The sequence below is a fragment of the Pseudomonas sp. S2_B07 genome (assembly GCF_054668435.1).
Map to the genome: position 1 here is coordinate 1,917,806 of NZ_CP162769.1, position 20,520 is coordinate 1,938,325.

The window sequence follows — 20,520 nt, forward strand, 5'->3', positions numbered from 1 at the left end:
ATTTTGAAGCGCCAGTGAATGACTGACTCCAACTCAGTATTCTTGTTTATTGATTCGGCGCTGGATAACGTTACTGCTCACGTCTTGCCAATTTCATAGTCACGCAACTTATTGGCAATGGTGGTGTGAGAGACCCCCAGGCGCTTACCTAACAGCCGACTACTGGCATGCTCGGAATACAGCCGCTCCAACACCGCTTTCTCGAACCGTCCGACGATCTCGTCAAGCCCGCCCTCCAGCGAGAAATCGCCAAGCGGCTGACGCACACCGTAATCCGGCAGACGAATATGCTCGGCCTTGACCGTCCCGCCTTCGCACAACGAAACCGCCTGGAACAACACATTTTCCAATTGCCGGACATTACCCGGCCAATGGTAATGACTGAGCCGCTCCATCGCCGCCGGTGCCAGCTTCGGCAGCGGGCAACCGATCTGCCGGCTGGCCTGATCGAGGAAGTGCTCCACCAACGGCGTTAACCCATCGAGGCATTCACGCAGTGGCGGAATGTGCAGCGAGAGCACGTTCAAGCGGTGATACAAATCCTGGCGAAACTCACCCCGCGCGCACAGCTCGGACAAATCCACCTGGGTGGCGCAGATCACCCGCACATCCAGATACACCTCTTCATCACTGCCGACACGACGGAAGCAACCGTCCTGCAAAAAGCGCAGCAACTTCACCTGCAAGCGCGGGCTCATTTCGCCCACGCCATCAAGAAACAGCGTTCCGCCCGCCGTCAGTTCCAGCAGACCAAGCTTGCCTTCGGCGCGTGCACCTTCGAAGGCGCCGGGGCCGTAGCCAAACAATTCGGTCTCGGCCATCGACTCCGGCAAACCGGCACAATTGAGCGCCATTAACGGCGACTGCCCGCGTGGGCTGGCGAGGTGGCAGGCGCGGGCCAGCAATTCTTTACCGGTACCGGTTTCGCCTTCTATTAATAGCGGTGCATCCAGCGGTGCCATGCGCCGCGCTTCGCGCACCACCGCGGCCATGACTTTCGAACTTTGGAAGATGCTGTCGAACCCACGCAGTTCCTGCTTGCGTACGTTATAGATGCGCTCCCCCACCCGATCAGCGCGGTGCAGCGTCAGGACGGCACCGGCCATGGCTTCGCTGTCGTCATGCTCGGATTGCAGCGGCGCGATGTCAGCCAGAAACACGTCACCCTTGACCTTGACCCGCAGCCCGTTGATGCGCGACTTGTTGGCACGCACCAGTTCCGGCAAATCAAAATCCTCGGCGTAACGCGACAGCGGAATCCCCGGCACCTCGTCCACCCGCACCCCGAGCAACTGCGCCGCCGCCCGGTTAGCCGCGACGATGGAGCCGCCCATGTCGATCGACAGCACCGGAAACTCCAGGGCGCCGAGCAAGGCATTGAGCTCCATGTGCCGACGCTCGCTGGGCATCAGCCCTACCCGCTTGACGCCGAATACACCGGCAATCGATTCGAATTTCGGGCGCAGGGCCTGGAACTGAATGTTGATCAGGTTCGGGCAATGCAGGTAGATCGCATTGCCATGCTCACCGCCGACCTCACCACGGGCGACGTTGATTCCGTACTCCACCAGCAAGTTGAGAATGTCGCGCAGGATGCCGATGCGGTTCTGGCAGTGGACTTTGATACGCATATAAAGGCCCGAAGAAAGGGGAATCGAGGTCCCATGCGCAAATTTTCTGCGCGGGCGCCAAGTTAGTCGTCAAGATTATGTGACACCTGGACGCCATTTCAAACCCGCAAATCTCAATAGCTGCGCCATAGCCGTCAAAGCGTAACGAATACTTTACGAAAAACGGCGAATTTTCCTACAAGGAGTGCCGGACACCTGCTGCAACGCCGCACGCCTTGGGGTATTTCTAGGTCCATAGCAGCACATAACAAGAACGAAATCCCTCGCAGGAGAGCAGCATGAAGCAGACGCAGTACGTGGCTCGCGAGCCCGATGCGCAAGGTTTTATCGACTACCCCGCTGAAGAACATGCGGTGTGGAACACGCTGATCACTCGTCAACTGAAAGTGATCGAGGGCCGTGCGTGCCAGGAATACCTGGACGGTATCGAAAAACTCGGTCTGCCCCACGACCGCATTCCGCAACTCGGTGAAATCAACAAAGTCCTCGGTGAAACCACCGGTTGGCAAGTGGCCCGAGTCCCGGCGCTGATCCCCTTCCAGACGTTTTTCGAATTGCTGGCCAACAAGCAGTTTCCCGTGGCAACGTTTATTCGTACCCGCGAAGAGCTGGATTACCTGCAAGAGCCGGACATTTTCCACGAGATCTTTGGTCACTGCCCTCTGCTGACCAACCCCTGGTTCGCTGAATTCACCCACACCTACGGCAAACTTGGCCTGCAAGCGACCAAGGAAGAACGCGTGTACCTGGCGCGCCTGTACTGGATGACCATCGAGTTCGGCCTGGTCGATACCGCCGAAGGCCTGCGCATTTACGGCGGCGGCATTCTTTCTTCGCCAAAAGAAACCGTTTACTGCCTGTCGAACGAACCTGAGCATCAGGCGTTCGATCCGCTGGAATGCATGCGCACGCCGTATCGCATCGACATCCTGCAACCGCTGTACTTTGTCTTGCCGAACCTCAAGCGTCTGTTTGATGTGGCCCATGAAGACATCATGAGCATGGTCAAACAAGGCATGCAGTTGGGCTTGCACACCCCGAAATTTCCGCCAAAGGCAGCGTGATCCGCTGCTTTTAGAAACAAGTGAGCCTGTCAGGAACCGACGCTTTGGTTTAGCGTGGAGTGACTGACGGCCGATTTCCAATTATTTGATTTCAGGAATTCAACATGTCCACATTGAACCAAGCCCACTGCGAAGCCTGCCGCGCCGACGCCCCTCAGGTCAGCGACGAGGAATTGCCGATCCTGATCAAGCAGATCCCGGACTGGAACATCGAAGTCCGCGACGGCGTCATGCAGCTGGAAAAGCTGTTCCTGTTCAAAAACTTCAAGCACGCGCTGGCGTTCACCAACGCCGTCGGTGAAATCTCCGAGGCCGAAGGTCACCACCCGGGCCTGCTGACCGAATGGGGCAAAGTCACCGTCACCTGGTGGAGTCACTCCATCAAGGGCTTGCACCGCAACGACTTCATCATGGCCGCGCGCACTGACGAAGTGGCCAAGGACGCCGAGGGCCGTAAATAATGCATTTCGACGCCATAGGTCGAGTACCCGGTGATCCGATTCTCGGCTTGATGGAAGCCTATGCGCAGGACCCGAACCCGCGCAAATTCGACCTCGGCGTGGGCGTCTATAAAGATGCCCAGGGCCTGACGCCGATTCCGCAGTCGGTGAAGCTGGCCGAGCAGCGTCTGGTGGATCGCCAGACCACCAAGACCTACATCGGTGGTCACGGCGAACCGGCCTTCGGCAAAGCCATCAGTGAGCTGGTGCTCGGTGCGGACTCCGCGCTGATCGCCGGTCAACGCGCCGGCGCGACCCAGACACCGGGCGGCACCGGCGCATTGCGCTTGAGCGCCGACTTTATCGCCCAGTGCCTGCCGGGCCGTGGCGTGTGGCTGAGCAACCCGACCTGGCCAATCCACGAAACGATTTTCGCGGCGGCCGGGGTCAAGGTCAGTCATTACCCGTACGTGGGCAGCGACAACCGCCTCGATGTCGACGCCATGCTCGCGGTACTGAGCGAAGCACCGAAGGGCGACGTGGTGTTGCTGCACGCCTGCTGCCACAACCCGACCGGTTTCGATCTGCCCCATGACGACTGGCGCCGAGTGCTGGACGTGGTGCGCAGTCGCGATCTGCTGCCATTGATCGACTTCGCCTACCAGGGCTTCGGCGATGGCCTGGAACAGGATGCCTGGTCGACCCGTCTGTTCGCAGACGCGTTGCCGGAAGTGCTGATCACCAGTTCCTGCTCGAAGAATTTCGGCTTGTACCGCGACCGCACTGGCGCACTGATTGTCTGCGCGAAAACCGCTGACAAGCTGGTGGACATCCGCAGCCAGCTGGCCAACATCGCCCGTAACCTATGGTCGACCCCGCCGGATCACGGTGCCGCCGTGGTCGCAACGATTCTTGGCGACCCTGAGCTGAAAAGCCTCTGGGCCGACGAAGTGGAAGCCATGCGCTTGCGCATTGCCCAGTTGCGCAGTGGCCTGGTTGAAGCGCTGGAACCGTATGGTTTGCGCGAGCGTTTTGCGCACATTGGCGTGCAGCGCGGAATGTTCTCGTACACCGGTTTGACGGCGGCGCAGGTTAAACAGCTGCGCGATCATCACAGCGTGTACATGGTCAACTCCGGCCGGGCCAACGTGGCGGGGATTGATGCAACGCGTCTGGATTTGCTGGCTGAAGCGATTGCTGAAGTCTGCAAGTAACCCCAAGTACCTGCACCGTCCCCTGTGGGAGCGAGCTTGCTCGCTCCCACAGTTGCTTTGTGTTGTTCCCTCTTCCAGACCTGTCTAGACAACCCCATCCGTCGAAACAAATGGATATAAAAGTCTATTTGTCATTTTCAGTGCTGTATCCTGCCCAAGCTTTGTATAAGCGCGGATCTACCAGATCTATCAACAGACTTTGCGAGGAGCGCGAAACATGCACGAGATCCCTAATCTCCCCTTCCCAAGCCTGCACGAAACTGAGCAGACAACCACGCAACAAGCCGGCGCCCAACAGCCCGAGCCCAAAGAAGCCACTGAACGCCGCCAGGCCGACAGCGAAGACTGAAACACCTGCAATGCCAGACCGTGTGGAAAGCGCTAACATGCGCTTTCCACACCGCCTGAACCCTTGAGCTACGCACCATGACCGACGAATTCAATGAGAGCCAGGCCAGCGTCCTGATCGGCACCGCCGAGAAGATGATCGAGATCTGGAACCGTCTCTCCCCCGAGAAACAAGCCGCACTGCTCGCCCGCTTCGGTACTCAAGAAAACGCCTTGGCCGCCCTGGTCACGACGCAACTGGTGGCCCCCGCCAAGCCCTGATTCAGCCCGCTGGCAAATAGTTTTACTTTTTCCACGACCCGCGAGCGCTCGCGCCGTTATCATAAGCAGCCTATCTATCCTGCTTTCCCGTGGACCTTTACCCATGCCTGAAAACCAGCGCCCCCTGGCGGTCACGCTGCAAGTTGTTTCCATCGTTCTGTTTACCTTCATCGGCTACCTGAATATCGGCATTCCCCTGGCCGTATTGCCCGGCTATGTCCACAGTGACCTCGGCTTCGGCGCGGTGATCGCCGGGCTGGTGATCAGCGTGCAATACCTGGCCACCCTGCTCAGCCGGCCTTATGCCGGGAAAATCATCGACAACAAGGGCAGCAAACTGGCGGTGATGTACGGACTGGCCGGCTGCGGCTTGAGCGGTGTGTTCATGCTGATTTCGGCCTGGACGCAGAGCCTGCCGACCGTGAGCCTGATCAGCCTGTTGATTGGCCGTCTGGTGCTCGGCAGCGCGGAAAGCCTGGTCGGCTCCGGATCGATTGGCTGGGGCATCGGCCGGGTCGGCGCGGCCAACACTGCCAAGGTGATTTCCTGGAACGGCATCGCCAGTTACGGCGCACTGGCCGTCGGCGCGCCGCTGGGGGTGCTGTTGGTTCATCAGTTGGGCTTGTGGAGCATGGGCGTGAGCATCGTGCTGTTGGCCGTGCTGGGCCTGGCACTGGCCTGGCCAAAAACTGCCGCGCCGATTGTGGTCGGTGAACGTTTGCCGTTCATGCATGTGCTGGGTCGGGTGCTGCCACACGGTTGCGGCCTGGCACTGGGCTCCATCGGCTTCGGCACCATCGCCACCTTCATCACCTTGTATTACACCACGCAACACTGGGACAACGCGGTGTTGTGCCTGAGCTTGTTCGGCGCCAGTTTCATCGGCGCGCGCCTGCTGTTCGGCAACCTGATCAACCGCCTCGGCGGATTTCGCGTGGCGATCGCCTGTCTGTCGGTGGAAACTTTGGGGTTGCTGCTGCTGTGGCTGGCGCCTGATGCCCATTGGGCACTGGCCGGTGCGGCGCTGAGCGGTTTCGGATTTTCGCTGGTGTTCCCGGCGCTCGGCGTGGAAGCGGTCAACCTGGTGCCAGCTTCCAGTCGTGGTGCCGCGGTCGGGGCTTATTCGTTGTTCATTGATTTGTCGCTGGGGATTACCGGGCCATTGGCCGGTGCCATTGCGGCCGGGTTTGGTTTTGCTTCGATCTTCCTGTTTGCCGCGATGGCCGCGCTGAGCGGTTTGGCATTGAGTGTGTACTTGTACCGGCAAGCACCTAAACAACGCGAAGCGCGGGCGCGTTAAAAGTCGACCTTGCCGCGCCCGGCCTTGATGCTGCCGCGCTTTGTCTTGGATTCGAGCCGACGTTTTTTTGAACCCAGCGTTGGCTTGGTCGGGCGACGCTTCTTTTCGACCTTGGTCGCGCTGAGGATCAGCTCGGTCAAGCGCTCCAGCGCATCGGCGCGATTGGCCTCCTGCGTGCGGTACTGTTGGGCCTTGATGATCAACACCCCTTCGCTGGTGATGCGGCTGTCGCGCAGCGCCAGCAACCGTTCCTTGTAAAACTCGGGCAAGGACGAGGCCGGAATGTCGAAGCGCAGGTGCACGGCGCTGGAGACCTTGTTGACGTTCTGCCCGCCGGCGCCTTGCGCGCGAATGGCCGTCAACTCGATCTCGGCATCCGGCAGATGCACGTTGTTGGAAATCACCAGCATGGAAAAACGTCCGTATTCAGAGTGCGCAGGATACCGCGAATGGAAAGAAGGAATACGCTCTCACAGGTTTTATAGCGCGCACAAAAAACCCGGCACTTGGCCGGGTTTGTTGTTGTTGCGTACCGCGTTACTTCACTGAAGCCTGCAACGCATGCTGCGCACTGCGCTTGTTCTTGATGCCGTAGCAGATCCACATGAACACGACCCACACCGGAATCGCGTACACCGAGATCTGGATCCCCGGAATCAGCAGCATCACGCACAGGATGAACACCACGAACGCCAGGCAGATGTAGTTCCCGTACGGGTACCACAGCGCCTTGAACAGCGGCGTTTGCTTGGTCTTGTTCATGTGCTGACGGAACTTGAAGTGCGAAAAGCTGATCATCGCCCAGTTGATCACCAGGGTCGCAACCACCAGCGACATCAGCAGCTCCAGCGCGTTTTGCGGGATCAGGTAGTTCAACAGAACGGCAATCAGCGTCACCGCCGCCGAAGCGAGGATCGAACGCACCGGCACGCCACGCTTGTCGATCTTCGACAAGGCCTTTGGCGCATCACCCTGCTCGGCCATGCCCAACAGCATGCGGCTGTTGCAGTAGGTGCCGCTGTTGTACACCGACAACGCCGCAGTCAGTACCACGAAGTTGAGGATGTGCGCGGCGGTGTTGCTGCCGAGCATCGAGAACACTTGCACGAACGGGCTGCCGCTGTAGGAATCACCCGACGCGTTCAAGGTCGACAGCAGGCTGTCCCATGGCGTCAGCGACAACAGAATGACCAGCGCGCCGATGTAGAAAATCAGGATCCGGTAGATCACCTGGTTGATGGCTTTCGGGATCACGGTTTTCGGCTTGTCGGCTTCTGCAGCGGTGAAACCGAGCATTTCCAGACCGCCGAAGGAGAACATGATGATCGCCATGGCCATCACCAGACCACTGACACCGTTCGGGAAGAAACCACCGTGGGACCACAGGTTGCTGACCGACGCTTGCGGGCCGCCGTTACCGCTGACCAGCAAATAGCTGCCCAGGGCAATCATGCCGACAATGGCCACAACCTTGATGATCGCAAACCAGAACTCGGCCTCGCCAAAGACTTTGACGTTGGCCAGGTTGATCAGGTTGATCAAGACGAAGAACCCCGCAGCCGAGACCCAGGTCGGGATGTCCGGCGCCCAGTAGTGGATGTATTTGCCGACCGCGGTCAACTCCGACATGCCCACCAGGATGTACAGGATCCAGCAGTTCCAGCCCGACAGGAAGCCGGCGAAACCGCCCCAGTATTTGTGCGCGAAGTGGCTGAACGAACCGGCGACCGGCTCTTCAACGATCATTTCGCCGAGCTGGCGCATGATCATGAACGCGATGAAGCCGCAGATGGCGTAGCCGAGGATCATCGACGGGCCAGCGGATTTCAGGACCCCGGCCGAGCCGAGGAACAAACCGGTACCGATCGCGCCACCGAGGGCGATCAATTGAATGTGGCGATTTTTCAGGCCGCGCTTCAGCTCGCCTGACTGCGAGTTTTGTCCACTCATGAAAAGGGTCTCACGTTCTGCATCGTTACAACGTTCATGCGTCACCTGTTTGTTTTTATCTGTGACGAAATCGAACCCGGCACACTCGTGGCGTGGCGGAGTGAACAAGGCGGATAGCCTTGAAGTTTGCGCATTTGCGCAGGAGGTCACAGGTAAAACGCGGCGCATTGTACACCGCTAACCCCCTGCTGCCAGACCCGCTGGATCAGCGTGTTGTAAGCCGGGATTGCCGGTGTCCGCCCCGGGTGTCCCGGGCGGCTGCAAATAGAGAGTCAGACCCTTGCGGGCCATCGACGGGAACGATTGAAAAATCGCCCCACGGGGAGAGATGGGTTTGAATCACGGCGTACATTGCGCCTCCTTCTTGTTATGCACCTGCACGACAGGCATGGGACGCATCTGACCCTTCCTGCGCCGCTGAAACAAGCGGGCCAGAGCCTTGGGCGATGGTCGAGCGGATTGATTTCGGCAGGTTTTCCTTACACCCGCTCCGCAAGCGTCAACCCACAGGGTTTCAGGCGAAATTTCGTCAGCATTTCTTTACAAGGCGTAACGATTATTTTCCGAATCGGATTTATCTGTAGGACGACTGCAAATTGACGATAGGAAGCTTCCTAAGGAAAAAGCCGAGTTAGTTTTTGTTTTTTATTAATAAATAATGATTAAAAAAACAAACCAAACAGTTCAATGAAAATCTTATTTGATTATTTTTTTGCATTCTAAAAATCCCTCAACTAGGTTTGCAGCGACTTGCCGAGCCGCATCGACCGGCAAGTTGTTTCTACTCAAAAGTCATTAAGGAGTTTCACCATGCAAGCACTGGACAACGACTTGGAAACTGAACTTCAACTGGACGAATGGTTTGAAGCACCGACCCATGAAGCCGCCGTAGAAATGATGCAAGCCGACGCGGTCGTTCCGTTCGGCACGGCGATGTGGCCTCTGTAAGACCTCCCGGCAGGCGTAATCCGGCCGGTTGTGCCTGCCACTTTTTCCCGGTTCGTCACGGAGGACACCATGGACAAGCATCGCGCCATTACCCATTTTCTCTACTACCTCGAACAACACCCGGCCCTTGCCGGCATCAACCCGGCGAAGGTCTTGCTTGGCCACACCGCCGATTACGAGGCGCTGACCGGCGCCATTGCCGAACACGCCGGTGGCCGCCAACCCTTCCGTTTCAACACGCTACGCCTTGATCTGGAACCCACGGCTTTGCTGGCCCAGGCCATTGCCGACAGCGATCTGTACATTTTCTTCTACGACTCTTCCACGCTGCCCAACCCACGCCCCGAAGGCCCGGAATTTGTCCGCGCACTGCAAGGGGTGATGGCCGAGAACTGGAAGAAATCCCTGCTATTCAAGGATTATGGTGATTACTTCTACGACACCTTCAGTGTCACCCCCCAACGCATTGCCGGGCTGAACAGCCACTTGATCCAGCGCCTGTCCCAGGCCAAGACGTTAAGTTTCAAAGATGAACACGGTTCCTGGTTTGACGCTCCGCTGAACAGCATTAAAAAGTGGACTGACATCAACGGTGTCGGCAACTTTGATCTGGCACCCGGTGAAATCGCCACGCACAGCGAAGCGATTAATGGGCGTGTGAAGTTCATGGGGACTTTTCTCAGTACAATTCCGTTTGCGCGCAAATATGGCGTATTGGAATCACCGCTGGAGTTATGGATCGAGAACTCGACCATCCATAAAATCGCCACCGATGTTCCGGGGCTGGAACATGACTTCAATCAATACCTGGAGGCCAATCCGTCGAATCGCATGATTGAAGAACTGGGGATTGGCACCAATGAGGGGGTGAAAGCCTTGTATGCGCGCAATGCCGGGTTCGAGGAGCGCCATTGCGGGCTGCACCTTGGGTTGGGCGGTGGCGCCAAGGGCAGCCATCATCTGGATTTGATCTTCTCCGGTGGCGTGTTGGCGTTGGATGATGAGCCGGTGTTTGATGGGCGGTTTGTGTTCTAAATGATCGTTCCCACGCTCCGCGTGGGTATGCAGCCGGGAACGCCCCGCTTCCTTTCGAAGCGGACGCAGAGCGTCCATTGAGGCATTCCGATCAGTCAGGCAAAAAAAAACGCCATCCCGAGGGATGGCGTTTTTTATAGGGTGCTTACCGATTACTCAGGCTTGCGACGACCAAAGCCCGGACGCTGGCCCGAACCGGCTGGCGCACCGCGACGCTTGCCCGATGGCGCGTCCTTGTCGACCAGGACGATGCCTGGGCGCTTCTTCGGCGCTGGCTTGGCCGGGCGCTTGGTATCAGCAGGACGGTCCGCCACTGGCGTACCGCGACCCGACTCACCGCGACCTGCCGGAGCACCGCGATCACTGCGACCGCCGCTTGGCGCACCACGGCCTTCGCCGCGCTCGGTGCGACCGTTGGCCGGACGTGGCGTGCGTGGACCGCGCTCGCCATCAGCACGAGGGGCTGCTGGCTTGCGGGCTGGACGTTCACCTTCGAAATGCGGCTCACGGGAATCACGCGGAGCAACCGTTGGCTGTGCACCGGCCGCTGGACGCAGGGTGCGCACGCGCTCGGTCTTGCCCATCGGACGCGACGATTTACGCTGCATACGGTCGAGCTTGTCTTTGCTCTTCGCGTTCATCTGCGGCATTGCAACCGGCGTCAGGCCGACTTCAGCACTCAGAATGTCGACTTCGTACTGGCTCATTTCGCGCCAGCGGCCCATCGGCAGGTCGGAGTTGAGGAACACCGGACCGAAGCGCACGCGCTTCAGACGGCTGACCACCAGGCCCTGGGATTCCCACAGACGACGAACTTCACGGTTGCGACCTTCCATCACCACGCAGTGGTACCAGTGGTTGAAACCTTCGCCGCCTGGCGCCTGCTTGATGTCGGTGAACTTGGCCGGGCCGTCTTCAAGGACGACGCCTGCTTTCAGACGCTCAATCATCTCGTCATCGACTTCGCCACGTACACGTACCGCGTATTCACGGTCCATTTCGTAGGAAGGGTGCATCAGGCGGTTAGCCAGCTCACCGTCGGTGGTGAACATCAGCAGACCGGTGGTGTTGATGTCCAGACGGCCGATGTTGATCCAGCGACCTTCTTTCGGTTTTGGCATCTTGTCGAATACGGTCGGACGGCCTTCCGGGTCGAGGCGGGTGCAGATTTCACCGTCGGGCTTGTTGTACATGATCACGCGGCGTACCGACTCGGCGGCTTCTTCGCGCTTGATCACGCGGCCATCGATGGTGATGGCGTCATGCATGTCGACACGCTGACCGAGCGTGGCGTCTTTGCCATTGACCTTGATGCGGCCGTGGCTGATCCAGGCTTCTACGTCACGGCGCGAGCCGACGCCGATACGGGCGAGGACTTTCTGCAGTTTTTCGCCTGCTGGGCCGATTTCCTGGTCGTCTTTCTGGTCGTTGATACTCATCTGGGCACCTCCCGGTGTGGTCTGTTCAGGAAGCTCTGAAGTGAGGGTCCTGAAGCGATGTAAATCTGTTCACTTGGGCGAAGGGATCGCCGAAGGGTCGCGAATCATACGCTCATGTGGGCATTTGCGCATCAGAGACTAGCTGATGAACGCGGACTTACTTGTTTTTCCGCCGACCGGTGGCGCCGAGTTTGATCAACCTGAGCGATGCTTCAGCGAGAACGGTGTGTTTGTCGAGCTTGTCGAGTTTCTTCCAGGCCCTGATTTCACGCTTGCTGCGGCCGCAGCCGAGGCAGATGTCGTCGGTGAATTTGCAGAGGTTGATGCAGGGGTCTTTGGTTGAGCTCATCGCAAATGTCTCTATACACACGAAACCCCTGTGGGAGCGAGCTTGCTCGCGATAGCGGTGGGTCAGGCAGCAATGATGTTGACTGACACGCCCTCATCGCTGGCAAGCTCGCTCCCACAAGGATCTCCATGGACCTCAGGGATTGCGTCAATCGTCGAACTCGCGGCGTTCGGCTTCGATGGCTTCGGCGAGCGCCCGGGCTTCGGCTTCTTCGTCGCTCAGCTCGGGCTCGGGTTTCGGTTGTTCGAGGGCGGCAACCGCGGCCAATAGTTTTTCGCGAGCTTCAGCGACGCCCAGAATATCGTCTTCGAGCTCCGGTTCCGGCTCTGTTTCGACTGCGGCTTCGGGCTCAACCGGAGGTTCACTGTCGATGTCAGGCTCAACCGCAGTCATCTCGCCATCGCGCAACAAATCGTCGAAGTCGGTCTTGAGCCCCTCCTCCATGGTGTCCAGCTCCAGCAACAACGTGTGGAAACTGGTTTCTTCCTTGGGTTCTTCCGGCTCGGCGCTGGCGTCCGCCAACGCTTGCAGGCTGGCAGGCACGGGCGCATCGTCGAAGTCGAGTACCGGGTCCGGTTCCAGCTCGCGCAGTTCGGCCAGCGGCGGCAGATCGTCGAGGTTTTTCAGGTTGAAGTGATCGAGAAACGCCTTGGTGGTCGCGAACATCGCCGGTTTGCCGGGCACATCGCGGTAGCCGACGATGCGGATCCACTCGCGTTCCATCAGCGTCTTGACGATCTGACTGTTGACCGCCACGCCCCGCACGTCTTCGATCTCGCCCCGGGTGATCGGCTGGCGATAGGCGATCAGCGCGATGGTTTCGAGCATGGCGCGGGAATATCGCTGCGGCCGCTCTTCCCACAAACGCCCAACCCACGGCGAGAATTTTTCGCGGATTTGCAGGCGATAGCCGGAGGCGACTTCTTTCAGCTCGAACGCGCGCCCGTCACAGGACTTGGCCAGGATCGTCAGCGCTTTCTTGAAAACCGGCGGCTCCGGCCGCTCGCCCTCTTCGAAGAGTTCGAACAGGCGTTCAAGCGATTGCGGTTTTCCCGAGGCCAACAGAAAGGCTTCAAGCAGTGGCGCCAGCTCGCGGGGTTCAGTCAGGTTCATGATTCAACTCGTTATTCGGCTCGGGCCCGCACGTGGATCGCTGCGAACGGCTCATTCTGCACCAGCTCGACCAAGGATTCCTTGACCAGTTCGAGGATCGCCATAAAGGTCACCACCACCCCGAGTCGCCCCTCTTCTGCCGTGAACAGCTCGACAAAGGGCACGAAACCTCCGCCCTTGAGCCGATCCAGCACATCGCTCATGCGCTCGCGGGTGGACAACGCCTCGCGGCTGACCTGGTGACTTTCGAACATGTCGCCACGGCGCAGGACTTCGGCCATGGACAACAGCAATTCAGACAGGCGCACATCCGGCAACAGTTTGCGCGCCCGGGCTTCCGGGGCATCCAGCTTGGGCACCACCACGTCACGCCCGACACGGGTCAGGCCATCGATGCCTTCGGCGGCCGCCTTGAAACGCTCGTATTCCTGCAAGCGGCGGATCAGCTCGGCGCGCGGGTCCTCTTCTTCGTCTTCGATGGTTTCGGCGCGGGGCAACAGCATCCGCGACTTGATCTCGGCCAGCATCGCGGCCATCACCAGGTACTCGGCGGCCAGCTCCAGGCGCACCGACTGCATCAGCTCGACATAGCCCATGTATTGGCGAGTGATTTCCGCCACCGGGATGTCGAGGATGTTGATGTTCTGTTTGCGAATCAGGTACAGCAGCAGGTCGAGCGGGCCTTCGAAGGCCTCGAGAAAGACCTCGAGCGCATCCGGCGGGATGTACAGGTCCAGCGGCATTTCCAGCACCGCCTGGCCATACACCATCGCGAAGGGCAGCTCTTGCTGGGCTCCGGCCTGACTGTCGACTGCGGGTTCTACTGCAGACATCTACGCCTCGGCCATGAACGGCGCAGGGTCGCCGCAACCGACACGGATCACTTCCGGGTCGTCGCCGGTCAGGTCGATCACGGTGGACGCCTTGATCCCGCCGAAACCGCCGTCGATGATCAAGTCCACCTGATGCTCAAGCAATTGACGCATTTCGTACGGATCGCTCAACGGGTCTTCGTCGCCGGGCATGATCAGGGTCACGCTCATCAGCGGCTCGCCGAGTTCGGCCAGCAAGGCCAGCGCAATCGGATGACTCGGTACTCGCAGGCCGATGGTGCGCTTTTTCGGATGCAGCAGCAGACGCGGCACTTCGCGGGTGGCGTTGAGAATAAAGGTGTAAGGCCCGGGCAGGTGCGCCTTGAGCAGACGGAACGTGCCGGTATCGATCTTGGCGAACAGCCCCAGCTGCGACAGGTCGCTGCAAATCAGCGCAAAGTTGTGTTTGTCATCCAGCCCGCGTAAACGGCGTACGCGGTCCACGGCATTCTTGTCGCCGATCTGGCAACCAATGGCGTAGGACGAGTCCGTGGGATAAATCACCACCCCGCCTTTGCGGATGATCTCAACCGCCTGTTTGATCAGGCGCGCTTGCGGGTTTTCCGGATGAATCTGGAAAAATTGACTCACATTCTCTACCTGTTCAGACGGCGGCAATAATTGGGTCATGTTTGAATCGACACCACAGTGGTGGCAGATCCTCCGGGAGCGGGCGATATTCGCCGATCTCGGACCAGCCTCCAGGGCCATGAAAATCACTGCCGGCGCTGACCAGCAGACCGAACTCACGGGCAAGAATGGCCAGGCTGCCCACTTGTTCGGCGGGCTGATGACCATTGACCACTTCAATCGCGTGGCCCCCGGCTTGAATATAGTCAGAAATCAGGCGACGACGCTTGCTGCGAGTGAAATCGTAGTGCCAGGGATGCGCCAGGCTGACCCAGGCCTTCGCCGCGCGCAGGGTTTCGACGGTTTCTTCGAGGGTCGGCCAGTGTTGCTTGACGTCGCCCAGCTTGCCGGCGCCCAGCCATTTGCGGAAGGCTTCGGCGCGATCCTTTACAAACCCTTCACGCACCATCCAATCGGCAAAGTGCGGACGGGCCGGCGCGTTGCCGCTGTCGCCCAGCTCCTGCTGCATGGCGCGGGCACCTTCCAGCGCTCCCGGCATGCCTTTCAACGCCAGCTTGCGGCTTATTTCTTCGGACCGTAGCCAACGGCCATCGTGCAATTTTGCGATCGCCTCGACCAACGGCGGCGCCGTGACATCAAATCCGTAACCCAACACGTGAATGGTCGCGCCGCCCCAGGTGCAGGACAATTCGACGCCATTGACCAGTTGCATCCCCAGCGCCGTCGCGGCTGTGCGGGCCTCATCGAGGCCCTCAAGGGTGTCGTGATCGGTCAAGGCCAGGACTCGCACGCCTTTCTCGAACGCACGCGCAACCAGTACCGCAGGCGCCAGGGCGCCGTCGGAGGCCGTGCTATGGCAGTGCAAATCAACATTCACAGGACTTTGTTACCTCAAATCAGCTGGCGCTATCGCGCGCCCATATGTTTGTTATTATGCCGCCACATCCTGCTTCTGGCTGCCACTGTGAAACAATTCATCGATTTCATCCCGCTTCTGCTGTTTTTCATCGTCTTCAAACTGGACCCACGGGTCGTCGACATCGGCGGTTATGAATTGACTGTAGGCGGTATCTACAGCGCCACCGCGATGTTGATCATCAGCTCGCTGGTGGTTTACGGCGCGCTGTTCATCAAGCAGCGCAAGCTTGAGAAGAGCCAGTGGCTGACCCTCATTGCCTGCCTGGTCTTCGGTAGCCTGACCCTGGCGTTCCACAGCGAAACCTTCCTCAAGTGGAAAGCGCCGGTAGTGAACTGGTTGTTTGCCCTCGCGTTCATTGGCAGCCACTTCGTCGGTGACAGCCTTTTGATCAAGCGCATCATGGGCCATGCACTGACCCTGCCAGAGCCCGTCTGGACGCGCCTGAACATCGCCTGGATCGCTTTTTTCCTGTTTTGCGGCGCCGCCAACCTGTTCGTCGCGTTCACCTTTCAGGACTACTGGGTCGACTTCAAAGTCTTCGGCAGCCTGGGCATGACGCTGCTGTTCCTGGTCGGCCAGGGCATTTACCTGTCCCGCCACCTGCACGACACCGACACCACTACGCCAAAAACCGAGGACTGACATGCTCTACGCAATCATTGCCACAGACGTCGCCAACTCGCTGCAAGCCCGACTGTCCGCGCGCCCTGCCCACCTTGAGCGCCTGCAAGTGCTCAAGGGCGAAGGCCGCATCGTATTGGCCGGTCCGCACCCGGCGGTCGACAGCAATGATCCGGGCGCTGCGGGTTTCACCGGCAGCCTGATCGTCGCCGAATTCGACTCCCTGAGCGCCGCACAGGCCTGGGCCGACGCCGACCCGTATATCGCTGCAGGCGTCTACGCCAACGTTTCAGTCAAGCCGTTCAAGCAAGTCCTGCCGTAACTCTCCCCCACAAATGCCCCCCGCGCGTTGAACCTTGTCGGTTCATCGCGCTCTCAACGCTCATTATTCTTGTTTGCCTGCCGACAACCTGCCCAATCACTCGATTGGAATCAGGAGTCGCGATGCGCAAGGGTCCGTTGTGTCTGTTGTTGGTGACGTTGTCGATCATGGCCCCGGCCCACGGTGAAGAAAGCGCCGAGGGCGCTAATTCGACGCCTTTGTCCCTGAGCGCCGGCAGCCAGATTAGCGAGTTGCAGCAACGCTTGAAGGTCAGCGAGCAGCAACGGGAAGAATTGAGCAAGCAACTGCAAAATACCGATGCCGAACGCGAAAGCGCTCAACTGAGCCGGTTGCGCCAAGAGAATCAGCGCCTCAAGCTGCAACTCAAGGAAGCGCAGGCCAGTAGCCCGTTGCCACGTCTGCTGACTGATCAGCAGCAATGGTTTGTTATCGGCGGTGGAGTAGCGCTATTGGCCCTGCTCTGCGGTATCTTCGCCAGTGGTGCCACCAGAAAACGTCGGCAATGGCTAAATTGAGTGATTCATGAGCGAGCTGTTACTAATTGATGATGACCAGGAGCTGTGCGAGCTCCTGAGCAGTTGGTTGAGCCAGGAAGGCTTTCAGGTCCGTGCCTGCCACGATGGCCAGAGTGCCCGCCGCGCGTTGGCCGAAACCTCTCCCGCCGCCGTGGTGCTGGACGTGATGCTGCCCGACGGCAGCGGTCTGGAGCTGCTCAAGCAATTGCGCAGCGATCACCCGGACCTGCCGGTGCTGATGCTGTCGGCACGCGGCGAGCCACTGGACCGCATCCTCGGCCTGGAACTGGGCGCCGACGATTACCTGGCCAAACCCTGCGACCCACGGGAACTGACAGCCCGCCTGCGCGCGGTGTTGCGTCGCAGCCATCCGGCGGCAGTGTCAAGCCAGCTGGAACTGGGCGACCTGTGTTTCAGCCCGGTGCGCGGCGTGGTCAGCATCGATGAACAGGAATTCACCCTCACCGTCTCCGAAAGCCGTCTGCTTGAAGCCCTGCTCAAGCAACCCGGCGAGCCGCTGGACAAACAGGAACTGGCGCAAATCGCCCTCGGCCGCAAGCTGACCCTGTACGACCGCAGCCTGGACATGCACGTCAGTAACCTGCGCAAGAAAATCGGCCCGCACCCCGACGGCCGCCCGCGCATCGTTGCGCTGCGCAGCCGTGGTTACTACTACAGCCTCTAATCCCGAACGCGATTCCCTGCAGCAGCTGTCGAGCCTCGCAGGCTCGACAGCTGCCACATGGGCCATGTGTGTCCAAAAGGTGGTGGAAGTGTCAGGTCGGCGGGAAATCGTCTTTACCCAAGCTTTACGCTCCGCTGACCGCCGCTGACCTTGATCTGCGTAATCTGTACTCATCCGGAACGTACCGGGAACGAGACAAGGAGATTCACCATGCGCAAGACTCTTATCGCTCTGATGTTCGCCGCCGCTTTGCCGACCGTTGCCATGGCCATGCCTGAGGGCACCGGCCCGATGGATGGGCCGATGGATGGCTCGCACCACGGCGGTCAGATGCACGGCATGCACGGTAAAGGCCCGTACAGTCAGCTTGACCTGAGCCGCGAACAGCGCGAGCAGATCCGCAAGATCATGGGCGAGCAGATGCACGAGCGTAAGCAACTGGTCGACAAGTACCTGGAGAAACTCTCGCCAGCCGACCAGAAAGCCCTGAAAGACGAAATGACCGCCAAGCATCAGAAAGCCGAAGCCGATGTACGCGCCGTGCTGAAACCGGATCAACAGAAGAAATTCGACGAGATCCAGAAAAAGCAGGCTGAGCGTCGCGCCGAGTGGGCCGAGTTCAAGGCCTGGAAAGCGCAACAACCGCAAAAAGCGCAATAATGCGCTGACCCCGGACCCAACGGCCAACCCCGTTGGGTCTGTTACCACTGCAGAAGCGAGGCTTGCCCGCGAAGGCGATTTCATAATCAACAGAGATGTTGAATGTTAAATCGCCTTCGCGGGCAAGCCTCGCTCCTACAAGGATCTTGCGTCAGCTTGAGGATTTTCTGTGCGTTCATTGTTCTGGCGTATCCTGGCCAGCTTCTGGCTGGCCATCGCTCTGGTGGCAGGGCTCTCCATTCTGCTGGGGCACATGCTCAATCAGGACGCGTGGATCCTCAGTCGCCATCCAGGCCTCAATACCCTCGCGCAAGAGTGGACGCAAACCTACGAATCCCAGGGCGAAGAAGCCGCCCAAAACATTCTGGAACAGCGCAAACGTCAATATCACATCGACGTTCAGGTGTTGAACGAAAGCGGCGACCCGGTCGTCCGTGGGACCTTTCCGCGTCGCGCAGCCGCGTTCGAAGCGCGGCAGAACAACGATGACCGGCGCCTGCCATGGCGTCGTTTGACTGCGGAATACACCAGCGAGAAAACCGGCGACACCTACCTGCTGATCTATCGCATTCCGCACCCGGAACTGGATTCCTGGCACCGCGAAAGCCTGCTGTGGCCGTTGAGTGCGCTGGGCATCGCGTTGGTGGTGCTGACCTTGTTCAGCCTGTTCGTCACCCTGTCGATTACCCGCCCGCTCAGCCGTTTGCGCAGCGCCGTGCATGACCTGGGACAAACCACTTATCAGCAGAACAGTCTGGTGAAACTGGCCAACCGGCGCGATGAGTTTGGCGTGCTGGCCAACGATTTCAACCGCATGGGCTCACGCCTGCAAAGCTTGATCGGCAGTCAGCGGCAGTTGCTGCGCGATGTGTCGCATGAATTGCGCTCCCCGCTCGCTCGACTGCGCATTGCCCTGGCATTGGCGGAACGGGCCAACCCTGAAGAACGGGAAAAACTCTGGCCGCGCCTGACCCGCGAATGCGACCGGCTGGAAGCGTTGATCAGCGAAATCCTCGTACTGGCGCGGGTCGACGCCGACAACGCCAGTGCCGAAGAGGTCGACCTGAACGCGTTGCTTCATACGCTGCAAAAGGATGCGCAACTGAGTTCACCGGAACAGAACGTAAGTCTTGAGGCAGAACCGCAACTGAACCTCAAGGGCTGGCCGACGATGATCGAGCGCGCCGTCGACAATCTGCTGCGCAACGCCCAGCGCTTTAATCCGGTGGGGCAGTCGATTGAAATGAAGGCCGTGCGTCAGGGTGAGCGCATTGTGGTCAGCGTGCGTGACCATGGACCGGGCGTGAACACCGAGCATTTGAATCAGTTGGGTGAGCCGTTTTATCGAGCTCCAGGGCAAACGGCCGCCGGGCATGGCCTGGGTTTGGCGATCGCGCGCCGCGCGGCAGAACGTCATGGCGGGAGTCTGGTACTGGCCAATCATCCGCAGGGCGGGTTTGTGGCCAGTCTGGAATTGCCGCTGGTGCCAGGGGCGGTCGTCCAACCGTAAAAAGCACGCAGCCTCGTTTCACTCGACAGCTGCTACAGAGGTCTGTGTGCACCTGTAGCAGCTGTCGAGTGAAACGAGGCTGCGATTCTTTTGATCTTCAGGACTTGGCAGGCCACGCGCTGACGAACTCGGCGAGGTCGGCTTTTTCGGCCACACGCGGTTCTTTTTGCGGTGTGCCCAGGTAAAGGAACGCAATCACCTCTTCCCCTTCCGCCAACCCCAGCCCTTTGGCCACATGCGCCGAGTAGGCCAGTTCACCGGTACGCCATACCGCGCCAATCCCTTGCGCATACGCCGCCAGCAAAATTCCGTGCGCTGCACAGCCTGCGGCCAGCAGTTGCTCGGATTTCGGGTACTTGACGTGATCCTGCACCCGCGCAATCACCACCACCACCAACGGTGCGCGCAGCGGGCCGTTGCGCGCCTTGTCCAGCGCCGCCTCCGACACCTCGCTGTCTTGCAACTTCGCCGCTTCGGCCAGCAATTCGCCCATTTGCTCGCGCGCCGCGCCCTCGACGGTCAGGAAGCGCCAAGGCTGCAAATGACCATGGTCCGGGGCGCGCATGGCGGCGCCAAACAGGACTTCGCGTTGCGCCGCAGTCGGTGCCGGGTCAAGCAGTCGTGGAACGGAAACACGGTTGAGCAAAGCGTCGAGAGCCTGCATCGGCCACCTCCTGAAAAAATGTTTGGCTATTCTAGCTGCAAGTGCGCA

Annotated in this window: 24 protein-coding genes; 14 read left to right on the forward strand and 10 right to left on the reverse strand. The window is 59.5% G+C overall.

Features of this window, described 5'->3' with window-relative positions; all coding sequences use genetic code 11:
- Window positions 1–77 precede the first annotated feature (77 nt).
- Window positions 78–1,631: a sigma-54-dependent phenylalanine hydroxylase transcriptional regulator PhhR gene (locus AB4N43_RS08930; protein ID WP_027922318.1), complete on the reverse strand. Its 1,554-nt coding sequence runs from the start codon at window positions 1,629–1,631 to the stop codon at window positions 78–80.
- A gap of 278 nt (window positions 1,632–1,909) precedes the next feature.
- On the opposite strand from AB4N43_RS08930, the gene phhA reads away from it, so the two are divergent.
- From phhA to AB4N43_RS08960, 6 genes are all read left to right on the forward strand, one after another.
- Window positions 1,910–2,695 carry a phenylalanine 4-monooxygenase gene (phhA, locus tag AB4N43_RS08935; protein ID WP_027922317.1) on the forward strand — a complete coding sequence of 262 codons (786 nt, stop codon included), beginning with the start codon at window positions 1,910–1,912 and terminating at the stop codon, window positions 2,693–2,695.
- A 104-nt stretch (window positions 2,696–2,799) separates the two neighbouring features.
- Window positions 2,800–3,156 (forward strand): 4a-hydroxytetrahydrobiopterin dehydratase, encoded by a 357-nt coding sequence (locus AB4N43_RS08940; protein WP_027922316.1) that lies wholly within the window; start codon window positions 2,800–2,802, stop codon window positions 3,154–3,156.
- Window positions 3,156–4,349, forward strand: coding sequence for an amino acid aminotransferase (locus AB4N43_RS08945; protein ID WP_460153798.1), 1,194 nt, complete (start codon window positions 3,156–3,158; stop codon window positions 4,347–4,349). Before AB4N43_RS08940 ends, AB4N43_RS08945 begins: the two co-directional genes overlap by 1 nt.
- 217 nt (window positions 4,350–4,566) lie before the next feature.
- Entirely contained in the window at window positions 4,567–4,698 is a 132-nt protein-coding gene (locus AB4N43_RS08950; protein WP_010461912.1) for a hypothetical protein, read from the forward strand.
- A 77-nt stretch (window positions 4,699–4,775) separates the two neighbouring features.
- Window positions 4,776–4,958, forward strand: a complete 183-nt coding sequence (locus AB4N43_RS08955; protein WP_027922314.1) for a hypothetical protein — start codon at window positions 4,776–4,778, stop codon at window positions 4,956–4,958.
- A 103-nt stretch (window positions 4,959–5,061) separates the two neighbouring features.
- The gene (locus AB4N43_RS08960; protein WP_460153801.1) at window positions 5,062–6,258 is read left to right on the forward strand and encodes an MFS transporter; all 1,197 of its coding nucleotides are present in this window, start codon (window positions 5,062–5,064) and stop codon (window positions 6,256–6,258) included.
- Here the strand turns inward: AB4N43_RS08960 and arfB are convergent.
- Both arfB and AB4N43_RS08970 read right to left on the reverse strand, forming a co-directional pair.
- Entirely contained in the window at window positions 6,255–6,668 is a 414-nt protein-coding gene (gene arfB, locus AB4N43_RS08965) for an alternative ribosome rescue aminoacyl-tRNA hydrolase ArfB (RefSeq protein WP_008010994.1), read from the reverse strand. The genes AB4N43_RS08960 and arfB overlap by 4 nt on opposite strands.
- A 127-nt stretch (window positions 6,669–6,795) precedes the next feature.
- On the reverse strand, window positions 6,796–8,208 hold the full coding sequence (locus tag AB4N43_RS08970) for an amino acid permease (protein WP_460153803.1): 1,413 nt from the start codon (window positions 8,206–8,208) through the stop codon (window positions 6,796–6,798).
- An 810-nt stretch (window positions 8,209–9,018) separates the two neighbouring features.
- Here AB4N43_RS08970 and AB4N43_RS08975 point away from each other — a divergent pair.
- On the forward strand, window positions 9,019–9,156 hold the full coding sequence (locus AB4N43_RS08975) for a hypothetical protein (RefSeq protein WP_027922311.1): 138 nt from the start codon (window positions 9,019–9,021) through the stop codon (window positions 9,154–9,156).
- 69 nt (window positions 9,157–9,225) lie between these two features.
- Entirely contained in the window at window positions 9,226–10,191 is a 966-nt protein-coding gene (locus AB4N43_RS08980; RefSeq protein ID WP_460153805.1) for a M29 family metallopeptidase, read from the forward strand.
- 152 nt (window positions 10,192–10,343) lie between these two features.
- On the opposite strand, the gene rluB is transcribed toward AB4N43_RS08980, so the two are convergent.
- The 6 genes from rluB to AB4N43_RS09010 form a co-directional block, all read right to left on the reverse strand.
- Window positions 10,344–11,630: a 23S rRNA pseudouridine(2605) synthase RluB gene (rluB, locus tag AB4N43_RS08985; protein ID WP_027922309.1), complete on the reverse strand. Its 1,287-nt coding sequence runs from the start codon at window positions 11,628–11,630 to the stop codon at window positions 10,344–10,346.
- Between the two features lie 157 nt (window positions 11,631–11,787).
- Window positions 11,788–11,979, reverse strand: coding sequence for a DUF1289 domain-containing protein (locus AB4N43_RS08990; protein WP_059181396.1), 192 nt, complete (start codon window positions 11,977–11,979; stop codon window positions 11,788–11,790).
- Window positions 11,980–12,126: 147 nt separating this feature from the next.
- The gene (gene scpB, locus AB4N43_RS08995) at window positions 12,127–13,092 is read right to left on the reverse strand and encodes an SMC-Scp complex subunit ScpB (protein WP_059181397.1); all 966 of its coding nucleotides are present in this window, start codon (window positions 13,090–13,092) and stop codon (window positions 12,127–12,129) included.
- A gap of 11 nt (window positions 13,093–13,103) precedes the next feature.
- A complete protein-coding gene (locus AB4N43_RS09000) occupies window positions 13,104–13,925 on the reverse strand; it encodes a segregation and condensation protein A (RefSeq protein WP_027922306.1) in 822 nt (273 codons plus the stop codon).
- Window positions 13,926–14,555, reverse strand: a complete 630-nt coding sequence (locus AB4N43_RS09005; RefSeq protein ID WP_032833461.1) for an L-threonylcarbamoyladenylate synthase — start codon at window positions 14,553–14,555, stop codon at window positions 13,926–13,928.
- 13 nt (window positions 14,556–14,568) lie between these two features.
- A complete protein-coding gene (locus AB4N43_RS09010) occupies window positions 14,569–15,432 on the reverse strand; it encodes a PHP domain-containing protein (protein ID WP_027922304.1) in 864 nt (287 codons plus the stop codon).
- Window positions 15,433–15,519: 87 nt separating this feature from the next.
- On the opposite strand from AB4N43_RS09010, the gene AB4N43_RS09015 reads away from it, so the two are divergent.
- The 6 genes from AB4N43_RS09015 to AB4N43_RS09040 all read left to right on the forward strand — a co-directional run bounded on the left by AB4N43_RS09015 (window position 15,520) and on the right by AB4N43_RS09040 (window position 19,808).
- Window positions 15,520–16,116: a septation protein A gene (locus AB4N43_RS09015; protein ID WP_194939839.1), complete on the forward strand. Its 597-nt coding sequence runs from the start codon at window positions 15,520–15,522 to the stop codon at window positions 16,114–16,116.
- Between the two features lies 1 nt (window position 16,117).
- Window positions 16,118–16,417, forward strand: coding sequence for a YciI family protein (locus AB4N43_RS09020; RefSeq protein ID WP_027922302.1), 300 nt, complete (start codon window positions 16,118–16,120; stop codon window positions 16,415–16,417).
- Window positions 16,418–16,539: 122 nt separating this feature from the next.
- Window positions 16,540–16,953: a translation initiation factor 2 gene (locus AB4N43_RS09025; RefSeq protein WP_027922301.1), complete on the forward strand. Its 414-nt coding sequence runs from the start codon at window positions 16,540–16,542 to the stop codon at window positions 16,951–16,953.
- Between the two features lie 7 nt (window positions 16,954–16,960).
- Window positions 16,961–17,638, forward strand: coding sequence for a response regulator transcription factor (locus AB4N43_RS09030; protein WP_027922300.1), 678 nt, complete (start codon window positions 16,961–16,963; stop codon window positions 17,636–17,638).
- Window positions 17,639–17,848: 210 nt separating this feature from the next.
- Window positions 17,849–18,298, forward strand: a complete 450-nt coding sequence (locus AB4N43_RS09035) for a Spy/CpxP family protein refolding chaperone (RefSeq protein WP_027922299.1) — start codon at window positions 17,849–17,851, stop codon at window positions 18,296–18,298.
- A gap of 169 nt (window positions 18,299–18,467) precedes the next feature.
- A complete protein-coding gene (locus AB4N43_RS09040; protein ID WP_059181399.1) occupies window positions 18,468–19,808 on the forward strand; it encodes a sensor histidine kinase in 1,341 nt (446 codons plus the stop codon).
- Between the two features lie 97 nt (window positions 19,809–19,905).
- On the opposite strand, the gene AB4N43_RS09045 is transcribed toward AB4N43_RS09040, so the two are convergent.
- The gene (locus AB4N43_RS09045; protein ID WP_027922297.1) at window positions 19,906–20,472 is read right to left on the reverse strand and encodes a nitroreductase family protein; all 567 of its coding nucleotides are present in this window, start codon (window positions 20,470–20,472) and stop codon (window positions 19,906–19,908) included.
- Window positions 20,473–20,520 lie beyond the last annotated feature (48 nt).